Origin of the sequence: Psychrobacter immobilis (assembly GCF_904846225.1) — a bacterium.
GTDB classification, from domain to species: domain Bacteria; phylum Pseudomonadota; class Gammaproteobacteria; order Pseudomonadales; family Moraxellaceae; genus Psychrobacter; species Psychrobacter immobilis_F.
Genome location: NZ_CAJGZJ010000009.1, coordinates 1 through 18011, shown reverse-complemented (window position 1 = coordinate 18011; position 18011 = coordinate 1). Strand labels below are relative to the sequence as shown.

Annotated in this window: 13 protein-coding genes and 1 pseudogene; 8 read left to right on the top strand and 6 right to left on the bottom strand. The window is 42.8% G+C overall.

Features of this window, described 5'->3' with window-relative positions; genetic code table 11:
- Positions 1-8 precede the first annotated feature (8 nt).
- The 3 genes from JMX48_RS07805 to JMX48_RS07795 form a co-directional block, all read right to left on the bottom strand.
- Positions 9-995 (bottom strand): FecCD family ABC transporter permease, encoded by a 987-nt coding sequence (locus JMX48_RS07805; protein WP_201536340.1) that lies wholly within the window; start codon positions 993-995, stop codon positions 9-11.
- 47 nt (positions 996-1042) lie between these two features.
- Positions 1043-1900 carry a heme/hemin ABC transporter substrate-binding protein gene (locus JMX48_RS07800; RefSeq protein WP_265088772.1) on the bottom strand — a complete coding sequence of 286 codons (858 nt, stop codon included), beginning with the start codon at positions 1898-1900 and terminating at the stop codon, positions 1043-1045.
- A 138-nt stretch (positions 1901-2038) separates the two neighbouring features.
- Positions 2039-3172, bottom strand: a complete 1134-nt coding sequence (locus JMX48_RS07795; RefSeq protein ID WP_201536338.1) for a ChuX/HutX family heme-like substrate-binding protein — start codon at positions 3170-3172, stop codon at positions 2039-2041.
- A gap of 477 nt (positions 3173-3649) precedes the next feature.
- On the opposite strand from JMX48_RS07795, the gene JMX48_RS07790 reads away from it, so the two are divergent.
- On the top strand, positions 3650-5830 hold the full coding sequence (locus tag JMX48_RS07790) for a TonB-dependent receptor plug domain-containing protein (protein ID WP_201536336.1): 2181 nt from the start codon (positions 3650-3652) through the stop codon (positions 5828-5830).
- A gap of 102 nt (positions 5831-5932) precedes the next feature.
- Positions 5933-7189, top strand: coding sequence for an HmuY family protein (locus tag JMX48_RS07785; protein WP_201536334.1), 1257 nt, complete (start codon positions 5933-5935; stop codon positions 7187-7189).
- 431 nt (positions 7190-7620) lie between these two features.
- Here JMX48_RS07785 and JMX48_RS07780 read toward each other — a convergent pair whose 3' ends face one another.
- Together JMX48_RS07780 and dkgB are read right to left on the bottom strand one after the other, a co-directional pair.
- Positions 7621-8223: an NAD(P)H-dependent oxidoreductase gene (locus tag JMX48_RS07780; RefSeq protein ID WP_201536331.1), complete on the bottom strand. Its 603-nt coding sequence runs from the start codon at positions 8221-8223 to the stop codon at positions 7621-7623.
- A 20-nt stretch (positions 8224-8243) separates the two neighbouring features.
- Positions 8244-9056, bottom strand: coding sequence for a 2,5-didehydrogluconate reductase DkgB (gene dkgB / locus JMX48_RS07775; protein WP_201536328.1), 813 nt, complete (start codon positions 9054-9056; stop codon positions 8244-8246).
- Positions 9057-9173: 117 nt separating this feature from the next.
- Here dkgB and JMX48_RS07770 point away from each other — a divergent pair, with 117 nt between their 5' ends.
- The 6 genes and pseudogenes from JMX48_RS07770 (at position 9174) to JMX48_RS07745 (ending at position 16639) form a co-directional block, all read left to right on the top strand.
- Positions 9174-10061 carry a LysR family transcriptional regulator gene (locus tag JMX48_RS07770; protein WP_201536326.1) on the top strand — a complete coding sequence of 296 codons (888 nt, stop codon included), beginning with the start codon at positions 9174-9176 and terminating at the stop codon, positions 10059-10061.
- A gap of 210 nt (positions 10062-10271) precedes the next feature.
- Positions 10272-11267: pseudogene (locus tag JMX48_RS07765) on the top strand (IS3 family transposase); the annotation flags it as partial.
- 600 nt (positions 11268-11867) lie between these two features.
- Positions 11868-12386, top strand: coding sequence for a spore coat protein U domain-containing protein (locus JMX48_RS07760; RefSeq protein WP_201536323.1), 519 nt, complete (start codon positions 11868-11870; stop codon positions 12384-12386).
- A gap of 5 nt (positions 12387-12391) precedes the next feature.
- Positions 12392-13162 (top strand): molecular chaperone, encoded by a 771-nt coding sequence (locus tag JMX48_RS07755; protein ID WP_201536320.1) that lies wholly within the window; start codon positions 12392-12394, stop codon positions 13160-13162.
- A complete protein-coding gene (locus JMX48_RS07750) occupies positions 13113-15602 on the top strand; it encodes a fimbria/pilus outer membrane usher protein (RefSeq protein ID WP_201536317.1) in 2490 nt (829 codons plus the stop codon). The genes JMX48_RS07755 and JMX48_RS07750 overlap by 50 nt, the downstream gene beginning before the upstream one ends.
- 119 nt (positions 15603-15721) lie before the next feature.
- The gene (locus tag JMX48_RS07745) at positions 15722-16639 is read left to right on the top strand and encodes a spore coat U domain-containing protein (protein ID WP_201536314.1); all 918 of its coding nucleotides are present in this window, start codon (positions 15722-15724) and stop codon (positions 16637-16639) included.
- Positions 16640-17267: 628 nt separating this feature from the next.
- Here the strand turns inward: JMX48_RS07745 and JMX48_RS07740 are convergent.
- Positions 17268-17894, bottom strand: a complete 627-nt coding sequence (locus JMX48_RS07740; RefSeq protein ID WP_413786354.1) for a DUF421 domain-containing protein — start codon at positions 17892-17894, stop codon at positions 17268-17270.
- Positions 17895-18011: the final 117 nt, after the last annotated feature.

Here is an 18011-nt window from a genome sequence, read left to right as displayed (position 1 = left end):
CTCTTCGATTAACGGCGGCTACTACGCACAAACAGCCAAATAAAGAATGGACCGCCAAGCAACGCTAAAACGATGCCAACGGGCACATCCACTGGATAGGCAACATGCCGCGCCGCGCCATCAATGACGAGTAATAATATCGCCCCAAGCCAGCCGGACCAAATCATGAGACGCATACGTCTGCCGCCAAACAGAATAGCCAGCAGGTTTGGTACCATCATGCCAATAAAACCAATGACGCCTGCTAAAGACACCGCCGCCCCTGTCAATAATGCCGAGGCAATCACGACCAAACAACGAACCAAACCAACTTTGATACCCAAAGATTTAGCAGCGGCTTCACCAAGCATCAGTCCATCCAACTGGCGACCTAACGGTAATAAAATCGCTAAGCCTAAAACCATAGAAACAATTGAATATCGCAGCGGTGCAAAGCCTGCTTCCGCCATACTACCTGACAGCCAATTGGTCGCAGATCGAAGTACCATGTCATCAGACATGAATAAAATCAGGCTGACCACAGCGGCACAAAAAGCACTGATGACAAATCCCAATATCAGCAAGCCCATCTGCCCACCGCCCAAAAACCGATGACAAGCGAGAATAAACAAACAGACCAATACGCTTCCGGTAAACGCAGCAAGCGGTATCCCAATACCACCAAACCCCAATGCCAATACCAAAACAACACCAAGCGCCGCGCCACCTGACGTACCGATTAAGCTTGGGTCAGCTAAAGGATTCTCAAATAAAGCCTGTAATGCTGCACCACTAACTGACAACGCCATTCCCACTAATAATGCCGTAACCACGCGCGGATAGCGTAGCTGCCAAATAGTATCGTCAAGATGGCTAGGGCTTGACCATTCGCCAAAGCCAGTACCAAGCGCCAACCAAATTAGTAACACAGATATGACAGTGGCGGCAATATAATAGATGCTATGTTTGTGTTTTCCAGTTTGTATAGCGATAGAAGCAGAAATCGTATTTGCCATGTGAGATATCATTTTGTTGAATATAAGATAAAGTATTTTTACTTAGGCTATTTTGCTACAGCGTTCAGCTTCTTTAAGACTTCAGGCGAATGTAAGCCATACCGTAGAAATTCATCTGCTGGCCAAAAATGTACGCCGCCTTTTTTACCTGCTGCACTTGCTGCAATCTCTGGACGTTTACTAAATTTACTGACCCCGCCAACCACTGCTTGATTATGATCGGCAATAATAATCACATCAGGCTTGGCGGCCAGCCAGCCTTCACGTGACATAGGTTTTAGCCCTGATACGTTTGCAGCGTTAATTCCACCAGCACGGCGAATCAACTCATCCCCTACCGTGCCCTTACCTGCAACGATACGACCATCGTAACTTAATAAATAACGCTTACCCGTCTTTGCCATTGGACTCATCCCTGCATTCCAACGCTTCGCAAGCTCCAATCCTTCGGGTTTTTTATCAACGTAATTGCCGATGGATTTAATACTATTGGCAAAGGTGTTTACTTCTTCTTTAGGCGCTACATTGACAGCTTTAACTTTTAGGCCATTTAAGCGCTGATAAATACTCGTAGGCTGCACCATGTAGCTACCGAGCACCAAATCAGGCTTAACTGCCAATACAGACTCGGCGGTGATATTACGGTGCATACCCACGGCTGGCACGCTCTTCAACGCTGGATTATGATTGGTCGCATCTTTACCAACTAACTTATTGGTCCCTCCTAGTGCCACCACAACGTCTGCAACATCGGGACTCATCGCGACAATACGCTCATAAGCTTGGGCAGAAAGTGAGGGCACGGCAAATGCGCCAATAATGGCAGCAGTGCTGATAGCACGACTCATCAATTTTTTATTTATCACTGAATGAGTTATTACTGTTTTTGATAATGCAGAAGACATAAGCATTCCTAATTTGCTAACGTAAAAAATGACACTATTAACGTGTATTAAGCATCCCAAATAACTCACAAAACAGCTATGATTTATCCGTTATGTGAGTGTCAATATCGCAAAATTTGCTGATTTTTTATGACGGGTTTACACGCTCTCTTCTTCAGCCATTGCAACTGCTGCTAAGGCTTCTGCATATGGATGCGCTTCGATGACCGTCGAGACAATTTGCTGCCATGCTTCAAGCTCAGGTGTGCCTTCAATTCGCTGACCAAACACGCTAAAGATACTGACGCCGTGACCATCAAAACCTTCGATACAAGTCACGATGCCGTCTTTGGTTGGGCGCTTAACGCTCCACACTTGCGCCAATGCTTTGTCTTTTAAATGCAGCGTAAAGTCATTATGGTCTTTATCTAAAATATTGAACCAATCGCCCATACGTTTGAGCGTCTGCACGGTGCCAGTCTGAATCTGCACCAGACCGCTATTACCAACAAATATCATAATCGGACATTTCGCATCACGCGCTTGCTCAAATACCGCTTCGACCGCGCTAATATCAAGCTGCTGCGTCATCTGCTCTGGTGCTTGACGGTAGCTACTAGCACGATCTATATCGAGATTTTTTAATAATGAGTGGAATTGATGCACGTCTGTCATTGCCTGCCAGCCTTGTTGTAGCTGCGCGCGCGCATCTTCACTTAATGCCTTGTAACGCCAGTCATTTAGCGGCTCTTGTGCCTCTAACGTCAGCGTCTTCTTATTTACCGTTTGCAGCTGCTTCTGAATCATCGCCTGCCAACGGCTGATATTCTCATCGCTTAGCTCTCGCAGATAGACTTTGTCAATCGCCGCGCCCTGAGCGTTATAAAACTGAATACTATAAGATGGCTTATCGGCACGGCTGGTATCCGTTACCGCCAGCATATGCTGCCATTGCCACATAAAGAATCGCAAATCTAGACCACCAACATTGAGTGCCAATCCCATCTTTTCGCCAAGCTTAAGATTGTGATACGGCGCCGTTTTTTCATGCACGGCCAGCTCGTTTCTGACGATGCTTTCCATTTCACCAAACTTCTCAAATTGCTTTAACACAGCTTTGCACTGATCACCAATATACTGGCTATAGGGCGAGGCTAACATCAGTTCAAACTCGCTGCCCCCCAATGCAGCCGCCCCTTCTGTAGGAAATAGCATCGGGGTTTTTGCTTTTAATGCTTGGTACTGTTGCCACAACTCAGTATTTTTTTTGGTTAACGATAGCGGTTGACTCATGATGGTCTCCATAAAATAGATAGCAGTAAAAAAGCCAATGATCTTGGCTATATAGTATTGAGATATGAATATCTTTAGAAAATAGCAGCGACTATGATGATTGATGTTTGATAAGACCAATACCTGCTGTACTACAGTGCTTACAATGATGCAGCAAGGGTGTATTTATCAAGCAAACTTTTAGCAATTATCGCTTCCAATTCATCATTTATAATTTTGTCTCTAGGCTTCGGGAAAAATCATTATGGCAACATTTTTTCACTTTGTAAATAATAATAATTATCATTTACATCTTGATAATTGTTATCGTTTGAAATACTATGTCTGGGCTTTGTTACTTAATCTAGTGAATCAAGTAACCAAACCTTTAATAATTAATACTATGAAAAGGTCGCTTTAGATCGCTCTTTTTGTAGAAAAAGGTCTTTAAGTAACACGACTTTCTTACTCTCTCTTTTTACGATGGCTGTTTTATTTATGTCAATTTTAGCGTTTGATTTATCGTTGACTCATACGGGACTAAACACCCATCCCTCACTACTGCGTCGTAGCCCATTAGCCATAAGTGTGGCATTAGCATTGTTTACATTCACGTCAGTTTCAGTCCAAGCAGCGCCAATTTTCGCAGAGACGAATGGTGATATGACTAACGATGCAGCCATGCCGAGCACACGTTTAGACCCTATCGTGGTAACGGCGACTCGCTCTGAGCGCGCCTTGAGTGATTCGCCAGTTGCCCTGCAAGTACTTAGCCGCCAGCAGCTCGATGACAACCATGCTCATACTTTAAAAGAAGCGCTAGCCTTGTTGCCCAATGTCTACTTACGTGAAGTCCACGGCAAGACAGGTTACGAAGTCAGCATGCAAGGCTTCACAGGTGATCAAGTATTGGTGTTGATTGACGGTTTGCCTATTACGGCAAGCACTGGCTCGACAGTAAACTTGAATCAATATATGAATATGGATATCGAACAGATAGAGGTGGTGCAAGGAGCGGCATCAGCGCAGTTTGGTAGCGCGGCGATGGGCGGCGTCATTAATATCATCACCAAACCCATTGGCGCGGCAACAGGACATATCACCACCGAGATTGTCAGCAATGGGCAGCAAAATCCATCTGGTAAAAAGCTAGATGCCAATAAGCGCTATGTAGAAGCCAGCGTGGAAGGGCCGTTAGATAAAAACCAGCGCTTTCACGCGCGTCTATCAGGCTCGTATGTGCACAATGATGGCTTAAGCTTAGACCATGAAGCATGGCCTAGATTAAAAGATGCCAGCGAGCAATCACAAGTCAGTGCCCGCTTCAGCTACCGCCCTGACGGTAACGACACATCAGGTAATAACAATGACCGCAACGATAACCGACTGGTCAAAAACTCTCAATATTGGCTAGAAGCCAGCCACTATAAAGAAGACGATATCAGTCGCTTTAATTATTATGTCGCGCCGCGCTATTTGGCACAGCAAAGAGATGAGCACATCAGCAAGCAGCGCTTTAGTGTCGGTGCGCGCGCTGATATCGCGCCGCATGTCGATGATCGCAGCAGGACTTATCGATTGTCCGCTCAAGCGTTGCATGAGGAATATCAAAGCGAATCTAATACTAAAACACAGCAAGCCATCACTAGTGCCCGTGATACAGAGATTAGTACGACGTTGGTGCAAGCCCAGCTCGACCTACCTGAGCTATTGCTATCCGATAAGCACCTTCATCTTATCCAAGTCGGCGGTCAGGTTCAGCAAGACAAGTTAAGCCAAACGAAAAACCAAGTCAGCGAGCTTATCAGCGATGACGTCAGCCGTGATGTCGGTGAGCTGTATCTACAAGATGATTGGCTGATTGGCGATAACTGGGAAGTGTTGAGCGGTATTCGCTATCAAAACGATGAGGACTTTGGTGGTCATACGGCGCCAAAAGTATCACTCAAATACAACCATTTGGATGCAAGTGGGCGCGACCATGTCTTTCGTAGCAGTATTGGCGGTGGCTATCGCGTGCCCAATCTAAAAGAACGCTATTACGTTTTTGACCATAGCAATTTGGGTTATAAAGTCATGGGCAATCCCGACTTGCAACCTGAAACCTCAACCAGCTATCAGATCGGCTATCAAGGTCAACTGAGCGACACCATGAATTTGACGGTCAATGGTTTTTATAACGAGATAGATAACCTAATTCAGACCGATGAAGACAATGCGAGCTTTGAGGGCAATATCGCCATTTATAAATATATGAACGTCGATAGTGCCAAAACCTATGGCGGCGATATTGGCATTGATTGGCAAGTAGATGAGCGCACCAAACTACAAGCCAGCTACGCCTATTTAAAGACGTATAACAATGTGACGGATACCGAACTGACTTATAAACCCAATCACAAAGCGATGCTAGCACTAGATTATCAGCTTAATGACAAATTACAGCTAATCCCGCGCATCAATTATGAATCCAAACAGTTGATTAGTACCAGCGAGCAAGCGTATTCACCCTCTTGGTGGACGCTAGATAGCAAGCTCAATTATGACGCAACTGCAAACTTGAGCTTGTATGCAGCGATTAATAATATCTTTGATGTGCAGCGTGATGTCACCGATACCAGTGACTACCGTCCCATTGATAATCGCGAGTGGTTACTTGGCGCCAGCTACCATTGGTAAGCCTTTAATTCACAATCATTCTAAAGCAAGTGTATTTGTACCGCTATTTTTACCCTTATTTTGTACCCTCTATCTGAAACGACAACCATCAAGGAAGCTGATATGACCCCCATTCTCCCAGCAGTTCACACCAAGCCGACTAAATTGGCATTACTGTTTAGTAGCAGCATTTTAGCACTCAGCATGACCGGCTGCGGTGATGGTACAAGTAGTGATAGTAACGGTAATGGCGGCACTACCCCGCCTGTGAGCAGTGCCAGCTTTAGCGAAACGGCTACTTGGCAAGTCACCAATCTAGCGCCTAATACCGCAACCTGTTATGACTTTGATGCCAAAGCTGAAAGCTCGTGTGCTGAAGATAAATGGGATATCAAGTTTGATAACCAAGCGCGTTCGGTCAAGCTCTGGTCAAATAGCGGTGATTCTGGCACTGGCAAAGGTGGCGTTTTTGGTTTAATCGATTGGTCAGATCTGAGTCGTTATAGCAATGCAACTCAAGATCCTGATACCAGTCGTGACATTACCATGCACTACAATGAAGACCGTAGTGGCGGTATTTTTGATGCAGAGCCTTGGTTTGAGTACAACTTAAAAGGCAACCATCAGCTCTACCCGAACAATCGTGTCTACCTTGTCACCACAGATAATGGCAGCGCCATGACAGACAGCAGCGTACAGCAGCCTATTTATGCCATGCAGATTACCAACTACTATAATAATGCAGGAACCTCAGGCTACCCTACTCTGCGCTGGATTGATACTGCACTACCGAACAAGGTGCAGACAAAAACTATCGATGCCTCAAACAATGATAACTGGGTCTATTTTGATCTAACTACAGGAAAAATTAGCACTGCTAAAAACAGCACTTGGCAGATTGGCTTTAAGCGTAATAGCGTCATTTTAAATGGTGGCGATTCTGCTATTGGCACTAATAAGAGCAAAGTTGGTGGCTTCTTATCAAAAACACCGATAGGGTATTATGATGATAAAGGTGAGCCCATTGTCAGCAAGTTTATGACCGATGGTAGTGCGGCGACTTTAACCGACCTTACCAACACCGCTATATACGACAAACCGATGAGTGCCAGAAGCTGGGTCGTTGATAGTAAAGGCTCGGATCTCAATCCTGCTTATACGGGTAATTTCCCGAACCTAGACTTTGGCTGGTATACCTACAATGGCATGACGCATCAGCTAAATGCCAAAGCGGTTGACAGCGCTCAAGGCGCGCTCATTAGATCTGCTGAAGGCAATAGCTATGCCCGCGTGCGTTTGGATAAAATCAATTACCCTGATAGCTCAGCGACGACTGCGACCGCATGGGAATTTAGAATAGACATTCAGCCTGCTCCTTAGTTTTTTTACCTTTTGAGTTTAGCTCAGCTAAGCTTAACTTATACATACCGCATTATTTCATAAAATAAATACATCATTTTAACTGCCCTTCGCAAGCTATCACACTTTACGAAGGGCAATTAAATTGGACAGCTACTAGGCTTAGATCAGGACCCATTTATATTGTCTTTGGAATATCTTCAGATTTTCGGCTATCCTTCACTAATTCGACACCATTAGGATCACCGTACGCTGACGTACATTTAGAGTTCTGAGCCTGACTGTCAATTGCTTATGCAGCTTTAATTGGCATAATAGGAGCATTAGCATTCTGAAATAGACAGCTACTTAACAATAAGGCTCTGGGTAAAAAAGGTATCACGACTATTTTTTTGAATTTCATAAGGACATACTGGCTATACCACAGCATTTTCAGATAGGCGATCAACTCATTATTCATGAGCGATAAAGCTTGGCCCAAACAGGGCACTCAGGTGTTCCTGATACTGCGCAATATCATTAGCAATAGTCGGATTTTTTATGACATCGTTACTCATGAATGTTGGCATTGGCTCCATTCCTAGAAACTGATATGCCTTATGAGTAGCGATATATACGCCATCAACGCCAACACCTTCAAAAAACTGCTTAGGATCTGTGAATGCTTCTGTAGGTGCATTCCAAGTTACTGAAAGCATATACTGTTTACCTTGCAGCAGACCACCAGAACCATATTTACTCTCCAAGTCTTGCCGAGAACGCCCATCACTTTGATAGAGACTGCCATGACCAATGGTGAAAATCTCATCAATATATTTTTTGACTGTCCATGGCACACCCATCCACCAAGCAGGAGCTTGTTGAATGATAATATCTGCCCACAGCCATTTTGCAATTTCATCCTGAATATCATAACCTGCATCAATGTTGGTCACTTTTACGTCGTGACCTAAACTGAGTAATTGTTGCTCAGCGATATGGGTCAGGGTGTCATTGAGCTCACCTATTGAATGAGCAAAACGTTTGCTACCATTTAATATCAATATTTTTTTCATTATCAGCTGCCTTGTACAAATTAGATAGATGGATCCCAAATAGGTGCCAAACCTTCAGGATTGACTTCACGACTATTGGTATCGAGTTGGTCAATTTTCATTAATTGCTCAACGCTCAATGTGATGCTTTGTGCTACTAAGTTGCTCGCTAGATTTTCTCTTTTAGTGGAAGAGGGAATCACAGCGTAGCCTTTAGCGAGTGCCCACGCTAAGATCACCTGTGCTGGGGTTTGTTGATTGTAATTGGCTATTTTTTGAATGATAGGATCTTTTAATGCTTTGCCGTATGCTAGTGTCATATAGGAAGTCACGTTAATACCTTGCTGCTTCATAAAAATTACCAAGCGGCGATTTTGTAGATAAGGGCTTAATTCTATTTGATTGGTCTCAATGTTTTCAGCGCCTATTACTGCTATAGCTCGTTTTAACAAATCAATATTGAAGTTAGAAACTCCTATTTTTTTGGTGAGGCCTAATTTTTTTGCTTCGAGTAAAGCTGTCATATACTCTTCGACAGCTACTGGGCTTGAAGGCGCTGGCCAGTGGATCAATGTCAAATCTACAGCATCGACATCTAACTTTTTTAAGCTGGCTTTTAAGCTAGGAATGAGCTTTTCCTTTGATAAGTTATCAACCCAAATCTTAGTGGTTAGATATATTGATTCAGAAGATATGCCGCTATTTTTGATAGCAATACCGATAGCCTCTTCGTTATCGTATGCTTGCGCCGTATCTATCGCTCGATATCCTAAATCTAAGGCGTTTGTCACAGAGTGAATAACCGTATCACCTTGTAATCTAAAAGTACCTAAACCGAATTTTGGCAGTGTCATATGTTTTACCTATATTTTATCTATGAAAGTTATCGTTGGATTGGCAATCATTATATAGACGCTTATAATTGATAAGAAGGCACAAAAAATCAAAATACTCTTGCATAAGGATCAATAATGAAAGTTACGATTAATGAGCTTGATACTTTTGTTAGTATTGTTGATGAGGGCACAATTAGTCAGGCCGCTGAACACTTAGGGGTTACGGTTTCAACAGTAAGCAGAGCGTTATCAAGGTTAGAAAAGAAACTAAATACATCACTATTTAGGCGCACAACACGGCGTTTGGAGCTGACACAGGAGGGTGAAAAATATCTGGAACGTGTGCGGAGTATTCTCAGTGACTTAGAAGATGCGGGAGATATGATGGTGAAGAATAAAGAGGTGCCATCTGGTAAGTTGCGTATTGATGCAGCTACTCCTTTTATGTTGCATGTGATTGCACCATTGATCGATAAATATAGTAATGCTTACCCACAAATCGATATCGAGTTGGTCAGTAATGAAAGTTTAGTAGATTTATTAGAAGCACGTACAGATGTGGCTGTTCGTATCGGTGAATTAAAAGACTCTTCATTAAATGCTACCCCACTAGGCTTAAGCCAGATTCGTATTTTAGCCAGCCCTATTTATTTGAAAAAACACGGTATACCCAAAAGTGTGGAGGACTTGGCTCATCATCAGTTATTAGGTTTTAATTCATTGGAGAAGTTAAATGATTGGCCTATCTATGATGCGGCTAATAATTTGTTTCATATTCATACGAATATAAAAGTAGATAGTGGCGAGACGCTAAGACAGCTGGCCTTATGTGGGACCGGTATCGTGTGTTTGTCCGATTTTATGACTTATCAAGATATCCAAAAAGGAGATTTGATTCAGCTATTTGAGTCTAGTACGATCAAAATCCAACAGTCTATTAATCTGGTTTACTACAAGAATAGAAAATTATCAGAGCGTGTTAGCTCATTTATTGAGTTTTTAAAGGCGGAAGTGACGCTTTAAGATAGGTAAAAAAATACTTAACGTCATATAATGAAAATGACTTTCTTTTAAAAAGGCATTGAATATTTTATAAGCGATTACTCCAATGTTGCCAACTCTTACTAGCCACCAATTCCTATTACGATGAGATAAAGGTATTGATAACTGAGCTATGCTGAAGAAACCGTAGAGGTAAACTTGGTAAACTAAGCGTATTAATTGGAGTTTATCATGGTCAAGAAAATAAGAACCTATAGCACAGAATTTAAAGCTGAAGCCGTTAAGAAGATAGCAGACAATAATGGCAATATCTCAGCGACCGCAAAGCAGCTTGGTATCGCCATGCAGACCTTATCTAATTGGCACAATAAAGCTAATCAAGGCAAACTTGCAGGAACTGAGCAGTTTGATGCTGATCTTATGGCAGCTATTCAGGAAATAAAGCAGCTCAAGCGGCAGTTTAAATCGGCTGAAGAGGAACGAGAGATCCTAAAAAAGGCGACGGCGTACTTCGCGAATGAGGAACGTTAAAAAACAGTCTGGGAGACTGTTTTAGTGACGCAAGTCGAAGGGCTACGCCCGCAGTGACAGCTAATCAGGTACGCCTTTGTCAAAGATAACCAACACTTCTTTAGCATCACTACTATGTGCCGCGTGCTAAATGTTAATCCATCAAGCTATTACGACTGGATAAATCACGATATTAGTGAGCAACAGATACATCGTAACCAGTCTGAGCTACTGGTTAGAGCCGCTCACAGTGAAACTTGTGAGCGCTATGGTGCTGATCGACTGCGCGCAAAGCTGATTGAGCAAGGGCACGATATTAGCCTGTAAATGGTCAGAAGCATTAAAGAAGAACATGGTATCAAACGCCGTCGCCACAAATGTTTTAAGGTCACCACGGACTCCGATCACAATAAGCTTGTCTATCCAAACATACTAAATCAGCAGTTTGATGCTAAGCGTCCTAATAAAGCGTGGGTCAGTGACATCACCTATATTTGGACTGCTGAGGGCTGGTTGTACTTAGCTGGAGTCAAAGATTTATACACCAAAGAGCTGGTCGGCTACGCCATTAATAAGCGCATGACAGCAGATTTAGTATGCCGTGCACTCAATATGGCAATCAAAAATAAATGTCCAAGCCAAGGGCTGATTGTACATTCAGACAGAGGTAGCCAGTACTGTAGCCATGCCTACCACAAGTTAATTATGGCACTACACCATTGATTGACTCTAAATAAAGTAATAAAAAGAGGAGCTGATGATTAGCTCCTCTTTTGTAATAAACATACGCTTCAAAAACTTTATTCAATATTCGTCACATTGTGCGTAGAAACGCCCTTGTACAAAATCTCCTTATGACACCCGTTAATATCATCTGCCTCTATTAGATAAAACTCTTCAGCTACATCACTGTTAATTTAGTTACTACTGGAAATAATAGAAGAAACACCAAAATCGTATATAGGTATCATAATCTCGCTAGCATAATTTATAAAAAATTAAAACTAACTTTTGTAAAGTATATTTGGCTAACTAATAGCTAATCCTATAATACATAGCACTATATCAAACATTTAACGTGCAATCCCATAAAACATATAATACAATAAGTTAACAAACATGATAAACGGTCTATATTGACGACAAACGGTTTACATTTTGTAATTTTTTATTGATCTAAGGGAAACCTCTAGGTTTAATCGATTACTAAAACACATAATCTCCCCCATTTAACATGGTATAGATCAAGTGCCCATTTAATACTGCGCTATACCTCATTGAAATATTAAAAGTATTTATACTCTCTGGAGAACAATCATGACCTTTAACAAAAACTTATTGACCGTTACATTAGTTGCTATTGGTGGTTTTGCCGCTATTTCTAGCGCAAATGCTGCAGGCACTACCGATAGTAGTTTTGGCGTTACTATGGAAGTTGAATCAATATGTACTATAGATGCCGCTCCTGTAGACGTTGTACTTGCAGCAACTGAAGCAGGAAAAGCGACTACAGCTGTAACAGCAACCACTAATCTTATCTTAAATTGCTCTAAAGGCTCTGTGGCCGTTATTGGTCTAACACCTGCATCAACTGGTAACCTCGACGGTACTGGCACTATGCTTGGTGGACTTGGAACACTTGAAGAAGTGGCATATAAATTAACTTCTGGCTCAGCTAGTGGCACTGCTTGGGGCACTACTGATACAGTCTCTACCGCAGCATTCGAAAATTATGCTACCGCCATTTCTACTCCTATATATCTAACAGTAACTGATGCCGCCGACGTTACACCTGGCGCTTACTCAGATACTATTAATGTTTCTGTAGCTTATTAATTCCAATGTTGAGTCTCTGGTTACGCCGTGTTGCGAGACCTGCTGTTATCTCTAGTTTGCTACTGTTTTGTAGCGGTGCAATGGCGAGTGGCCTACAGGTCTCTCCCATCTCTTTAAGTTTACAAGCTAGAGAAAACGCCAGTGGCCTGACCCTTAGTAACTCAAGTGACGAAGCGATAAGTGCGCAAGTGCGCATTTATCAGTGGTCACAGGATGAAAAAGGCGATCAGCTTACTCCCTCACGAGGATTATTGGCCAGTCCGCCAATGATTAAGCTCAACCCCGGTGACAAACAACTGGTTCGAATTATCCGTGCCAAGGCACCTCCGCAAGGTACTGGAGCGGTGGAAGGTAGCTATCGAATTTTTGTTAATGAGTTACCAATTAAATCTGCTAAGAAAAAGAGTGGCCTGCAATTTGCGATGAGCTACTCTTTACCTGTATTTGTACAGCCCGTTGGTGTTAATAAAACTGAGCCAAAATTACAATGGCGTTATAGCGTGCAACCAGATGGTAAGCAAATAACATTACGCGTTAGCAATAGCGGCAATGGCCATGCCAAGTTGATTGGTCTGAGCGTTATAGATACTGCGGGCAATAGCGTTAATATACACCAAGGTTTACTGGGTTATGTTTTACCAGATGCCACTATGAACTGGACACTGAAAATACCGCCTTCCGCTCTTCCGACAGGGACAACAACCGGTAAATTCAAGGTAACGATCAATGGAATTCAGACGACACAGGACGTCACATTGGACAGTTCCACTCGCTAAAGCAGTTTTACTGCAGAGTATAACAGTATCGGTCAGCCACGCTATCGAACCGAATGAGATTGTCTCTTCTACGAGTGCTTCTAAAGACATGGCCTCTACAATCATTGATAATATTAGACAAGCTCAGCTCAACATAGACAGTTACAACACTGAAAACGATGAAACTGATCTGTATCTAGAGGTCACCCTTAATCAAACCAGCTCTGGTTTGGTACATTTCGTTTACCACAAAAACCAACTTTGGGCTAACGCTGATGCGTTGCAACAGCTTGGCTTTATAGTACCGCCTGATAGCACCGAACTCATACCGTTAAATAGCTTGCCTGACCTCAAGGTTGATTATGATGCACGGCGGCAAACGCTGAGCCTTATCGCACCTCTGAGCTTGCTCAATCTAGATACTACTGTACGTAATACACGCAGTAATCAGCGCCCGCAACCCACTGCATCACCAGGCATGTTATTGAATTATGATATTTATGGCAATCAAACTCAGAACAGTGCTAAAAACCTCAGTGCTTTTACAGAGCTGCGCGCGTTTAGTGATCTCGGTGTACTAAGTTCTACGACATTAACTACAGCCACTCACTCTGCTGGCAATAATGACAAAGATTGGGACGGACGCACAGTGCGTCTGGATACCAGTTGGAGCAAATCATTTCCTGATAAGCTGCTTACGGTTCGTGCTGGTGACATTCTCACAGGCGCGCTGTCATGGACGCGCTCTACGCGCTTAGGTGGCCTACAAATTGGTACCAATTTTGATCTGCAGCCTTATATGGCCACCACCCCATTGCCTTCGTTTTTTGGTTCAGCTACCTTGCCCTCAGCGGTAGAACTATATGTGAATGGTCTTAAACAATACAGTGGGAATGTACCAACCGGACCATTTGAGCTACAGACTGCTCCTAGCTTCAGTGGCGCAGGCAATGCTCAGTTGGTAGTTACCGATGCATTAGGACAAAGCACTACGCTTGAGTTCTCTTTATATGACGCCCATCGTTTGCTCCAGCCGGGGCTTTCCGACTGGTCAGTAGAATTGGGTACTGTGCGCAAAAACTATGGTAACAAGTCCTTTGATTACGGTAATAATATTGCTGCCAGTAGTACTTGGCGTTATGGGGTGAGTAACCGCTTCACTGCCGAAACCCATGCCGAAGTAACCGAAGGTCTAAGTAATGCTGGAGTCGGCGGTACTTGGTTATTAGGCCGCGCAGGTGGTGTTTTATTTGCATCACTAGCAGGTAGCAAAGGCCAAGGTGAAAGCGGTTCGCAATACAGCACAAACTACTCATGGAATAACAGTCGCTTTAATATCGGAGTCAGCGCTACAGGCACGAAAGGGACTTACCGTGACGTAGGTAGTCAATACGGATCTGCACCCGCTCGCCGCAGTGAGCAGATATCTACAGGTTATAGCACTCAATCCTTAGGTAGTTTTGGCATAAGCTATAACCAAGTGTCACTTGCTGATCAGCAAACAACACAGTTTGCCAGCGCCTATTGGAATAAATCCTTTGGCCAACGTGTAAGATTGAGGGCTAATCTTAATCAAGACATTAATGACTCTGCTAATAACAGTGCCTCTATCGGAGCTTCATTCTCGTTAGGTCGTAATATTTCGATGAATAGCAGTGTTCAGCACACAGACGAGCGTGATGTGTTTGTAACGGATATTTCACAGTCAGCGCCGAATTCAGGCGGCATAAACTGGCGCGCACAAGCACGGCACAGTATAGACAATAACTTAGATAGTAATTCTAATAGGAATGATAGTAACGATGGATTGGCAGAATTAAGTTATCTTGGGCGCTATGGCCGAGTACAAGCGGGTGTTAGCGTCAACGATGACAGTTACGCTACCTATGCCAGTGGCACAGGCTCACTAGTAATGATGGGTGGGGGAATTTTTCCGACTCGTCGAATAAACAGTGGTTTTGCGGTTGTCTCTACTGACGGTATTGCCGATGTGCCCGTACTACTACAAAACAGTCCAATTGGTACTACAAATAGTCGTGGCCTATTGCTGGTCTCGCCACTAAATGCTTATCAAAGTAATAAAGTTAGCATAGATCCTATGGGTTTGCCCGCTGATCTGCGGATTGATAACGTCAATATTGAAGCCACACCAACTGACCGCGCTGGCACTTTAGTCACATTTGCTATTACGCCAGTACGCTCTGCTTCCGTTATTCTTATAGACAGTAGTCATCAACCACTACCATTAGGCAGTCAAGTAAGACTGCTCACCAACACGGCTGTGCCATCGACAATCATCGGTTTCGATGGTGAAGTATATCTGGATACGCTAAATGAGCATAATGTGCTTGAGGTAATTAATCCCTCTGGTGACATCTGCACTGTCAGTTTTGACTATCATAAGCAGGGCGATGAGATCCCACTCATTGGTCCCCTGATCTGCCAGAAGGTACAAAAATAATGCACCGATTACAAATAAAAATATCTCCATGGCGTTACAGTATATTGTTGACACCTATCATACTGTGGTTCACCGCAGTAAGCTCACATGCGACATTAAATGTTAGTTGTCAGGCCAACATGAATACTGGAGTTGTAAATATAAGCAATACTATTACAACTGCTAATTCTGAGAGTGCAAATATCACTGGAAATTTGGAATACAGCTGTACCAATACTGGCGACACTGCTGGATATGTTTCTGTTTGCCTTGCACCTGATGGTGGCAACACACCTAACGCTGTGATCCCACGTTATATGAACACAGCATCTAATACTGATAAATTGGCGTTCGATATGACACTGCCAAATAGTAAAACTTGGGGAACTCGTACTTCTAGTTTTGGAGAGGAATACAGCTCAGGAGCAATCTATATTCCAGCCAGATCTACTACCTCAGGACAAAGTAATATTTCAGGCCAAGTTGTTATCAATATGTCCCTACTCTCAAATCACGGCAACACTCTAGCCACACCTGGAACTTATACTAATAATTTTAATGGCGATTTAACATTTAAAACCGCAGAAAACTCAAGCTTAACTGACTGCTTAGAGGGAGTTCAAGATAAAAGTAATTCATTCGCGTTTACAGTCCAAGCTACTGTCATTTCTAGCTGTGAAATCACTGCTAAACCTACCGATATCAATTTAGAGAACATTGCGGCAAGCGCCACTAATATCAAAGGCAGCACTAGTATAGGTGTAACATGCACTAATACCGCTCCCTACACAATTGGCTTAGGTCCTTCCAACGGCAACGTAAATGGTGCAGGCATTATGACTGGCACTACCCCTAATAGCGACGTGATACCTTATCAATTACAATCTGCTGATGGAACAGCATGGGGCAATACCTTTACTGCTGAAAGCGTGGGAAATGGTGTGGCTTATAATGGTACCGGAGTAAATCAATCACATACTGTACATATTAATGTACCTAGCGCTGACGTCAAGCCAGATCACTACTCTGACATAGTAACTATTAGTGTGAATTATTGATAAAGCCTGTTGCTTTATCAGTGATCAAATCCTTATCTGCTTAAGATGTCACATGAAGAAGTGTACCGGAAATTGCTTAATAGTAGTAGGCAGTCAACACCAAACTACTAGTGTCATTATGAAAAATGACTTTGGATAGAAGAAGGCTGTTTACAGTGGTTCCTTTGGGGTATGCCCCAAAGGAACCACTGTAAACAGCCTTCAAACCTATTAATAGACTACTTAAAACAGACTGCTAAAATGGAACCACTTATAACAAACTGCTGAACTAGCTCATCTATTGCGTTGCGTATCATAGAACCATGTGACCTTTATCACAAAGCTAACTCATAACTCGTACTACGCCCCAACGCCTCAGATCTTTGCAGCATCCCTTTATCCATCAAATCATTGAGATCTCGCAGTGCTGTATTTATAAAACACTTGGTCATCACTGCCCATTTCTTAGTGGTCAACTTGCAATAAAAGTCTATAAGTAAATTATTCTGCATATTTATTTATCGATTGTTTAAAGCATGCTGTCGATGGGTGTGCCAAAAACTCGCTTTATAAATGATGTTTGATGACCGTATTAGTAATCATTTAATCTAAATGGCAGTTACACCGAATTCGGAATACCCTCGGCCGACTAATTCACGATCCTAGTACTAAGAGCCTTAGCCCAACCTACTGAGTGTTGACAACGGCTACATGCTTCATTTAGATCTAATATACATTCGACATAACCGCAATGCATGCAAGCGTAGGGCTGTCCATCCTCTATGGTTTTCGCTGCTTGAAACTCTTTAGGAAAAATGGGTAACCCATACTGGGTCTTATCGTGTGGAAATAACAATACACTAAACTCACCATCTGTTTCTAGCAATCCTATCTCCACTTGTCCTAAATGACGCACACCATATTGGCGCATTTCGGCAAAGAATTCATCATGAGACATTTTATCTTTCTTGGTGTCTTCGAGTACTAATAAGCCATTTTCAACGATATAAGTAGCTCTACCTTCTAGCAAATCCTCAAAAAACTTATACTTTGCAGTAAACCAAGTACACAGCCTATAAAGTAGCAGCACAATACTCATGATAAGCACAGCTTGAATAAGCGGCAAATCTTTAGTGAACATTGGGTCGCCAGCGATAGATCCGAGTGACAAAATAATGGTTAACTCAAAAATAGAGAGCTGGCGAATGCCACGTTTACCTGTGAATCGTAGAAACAAGATAATCATAGTAAACATTACAATCACACGTATGACGATTTCAGCGGCAAACGACCATGTCGTGTCATATAGTCAGTCCTTTATAAATAAGATACAATGCTTTTAAAATAAGCGAAGTAGCAGAAGAATCCATGACCTATTCAGCAGACTTTCGAG

Bases quoted from the DNA above. Each gene is read 5' to 3' on its own strand.
- JMX48_RS07770 (WP_201536326.1), top strand. From the start codon at position 9,174: ATGAAAGTTACGATTAATGAGCTTGATACTTTTGTTAGTATTGTTGAT.
- JMX48_RS07755 (WP_201536320.1), top strand. From the start codon at position 12,392: ATGTTGAGTCTCTGGTTACGCCGTGTTGCGAGACCTGCTGTTATCTCT.
- JMX48_RS07790 (WP_201536336.1), top strand. From the start codon at position 3,650: ATGTCAATTTTAGCGTTTGATTTATCGTTGACTCATACGGGACTAAAC.
- JMX48_RS07750 (WP_201536317.1), top strand. From the start codon at position 13,113: ATGGAATTCAGACGACACAGGACGTCACATTGGACAGTTCCACTCGCT.
- JMX48_RS07795 (WP_201536338.1), bottom strand. From the start codon at position 3,172: ATGAGTCAACCGCTATCGTTAACCAAAAAAAATACTGAGTTGTGGCAA.
- JMX48_RS07785 (WP_201536334.1), top strand. From the start codon at position 5,933: ATGACCCCCATTCTCCCAGCAGTTCACACCAAGCCGACTAAATTGGCA.
- JMX48_RS07805 (WP_201536340.1), bottom strand. From the start codon at position 995: ATGGCAAATACGATTTCTGCTTCTATCGCTATACAAACTGGAAAACAC.
- JMX48_RS07800 (WP_265088772.1), bottom strand. From the start codon at position 1,900: ATGTCTTCTGCATTATCAAAAACAGTAATAACTCATTCAGTGATAAAT.
- dkgB (WP_201536328.1), bottom strand. From the start codon at position 9,056: ATGACACTGCCAAAATTCGGTTTAGGTACTTTTAGATTACAAGGTGAT.
- JMX48_RS07780 (WP_201536331.1), bottom strand. From the start codon at position 8,223: ATGAAAAAAATATTGATATTAAATGGTAGCAAACGTTTTGCTCATTCA.
- JMX48_RS07745 (WP_201536314.1), top strand. From the start codon at position 15,722: ATGAATACTGGAGTTGTAAATATAAGCAATACTATTACAACTGCTAAT.
- JMX48_RS07760 (WP_201536323.1), top strand. From the start codon at position 11,868: ATGACCTTTAACAAAAACTTATTGACCGTTACATTAGTTGCTATTGGT.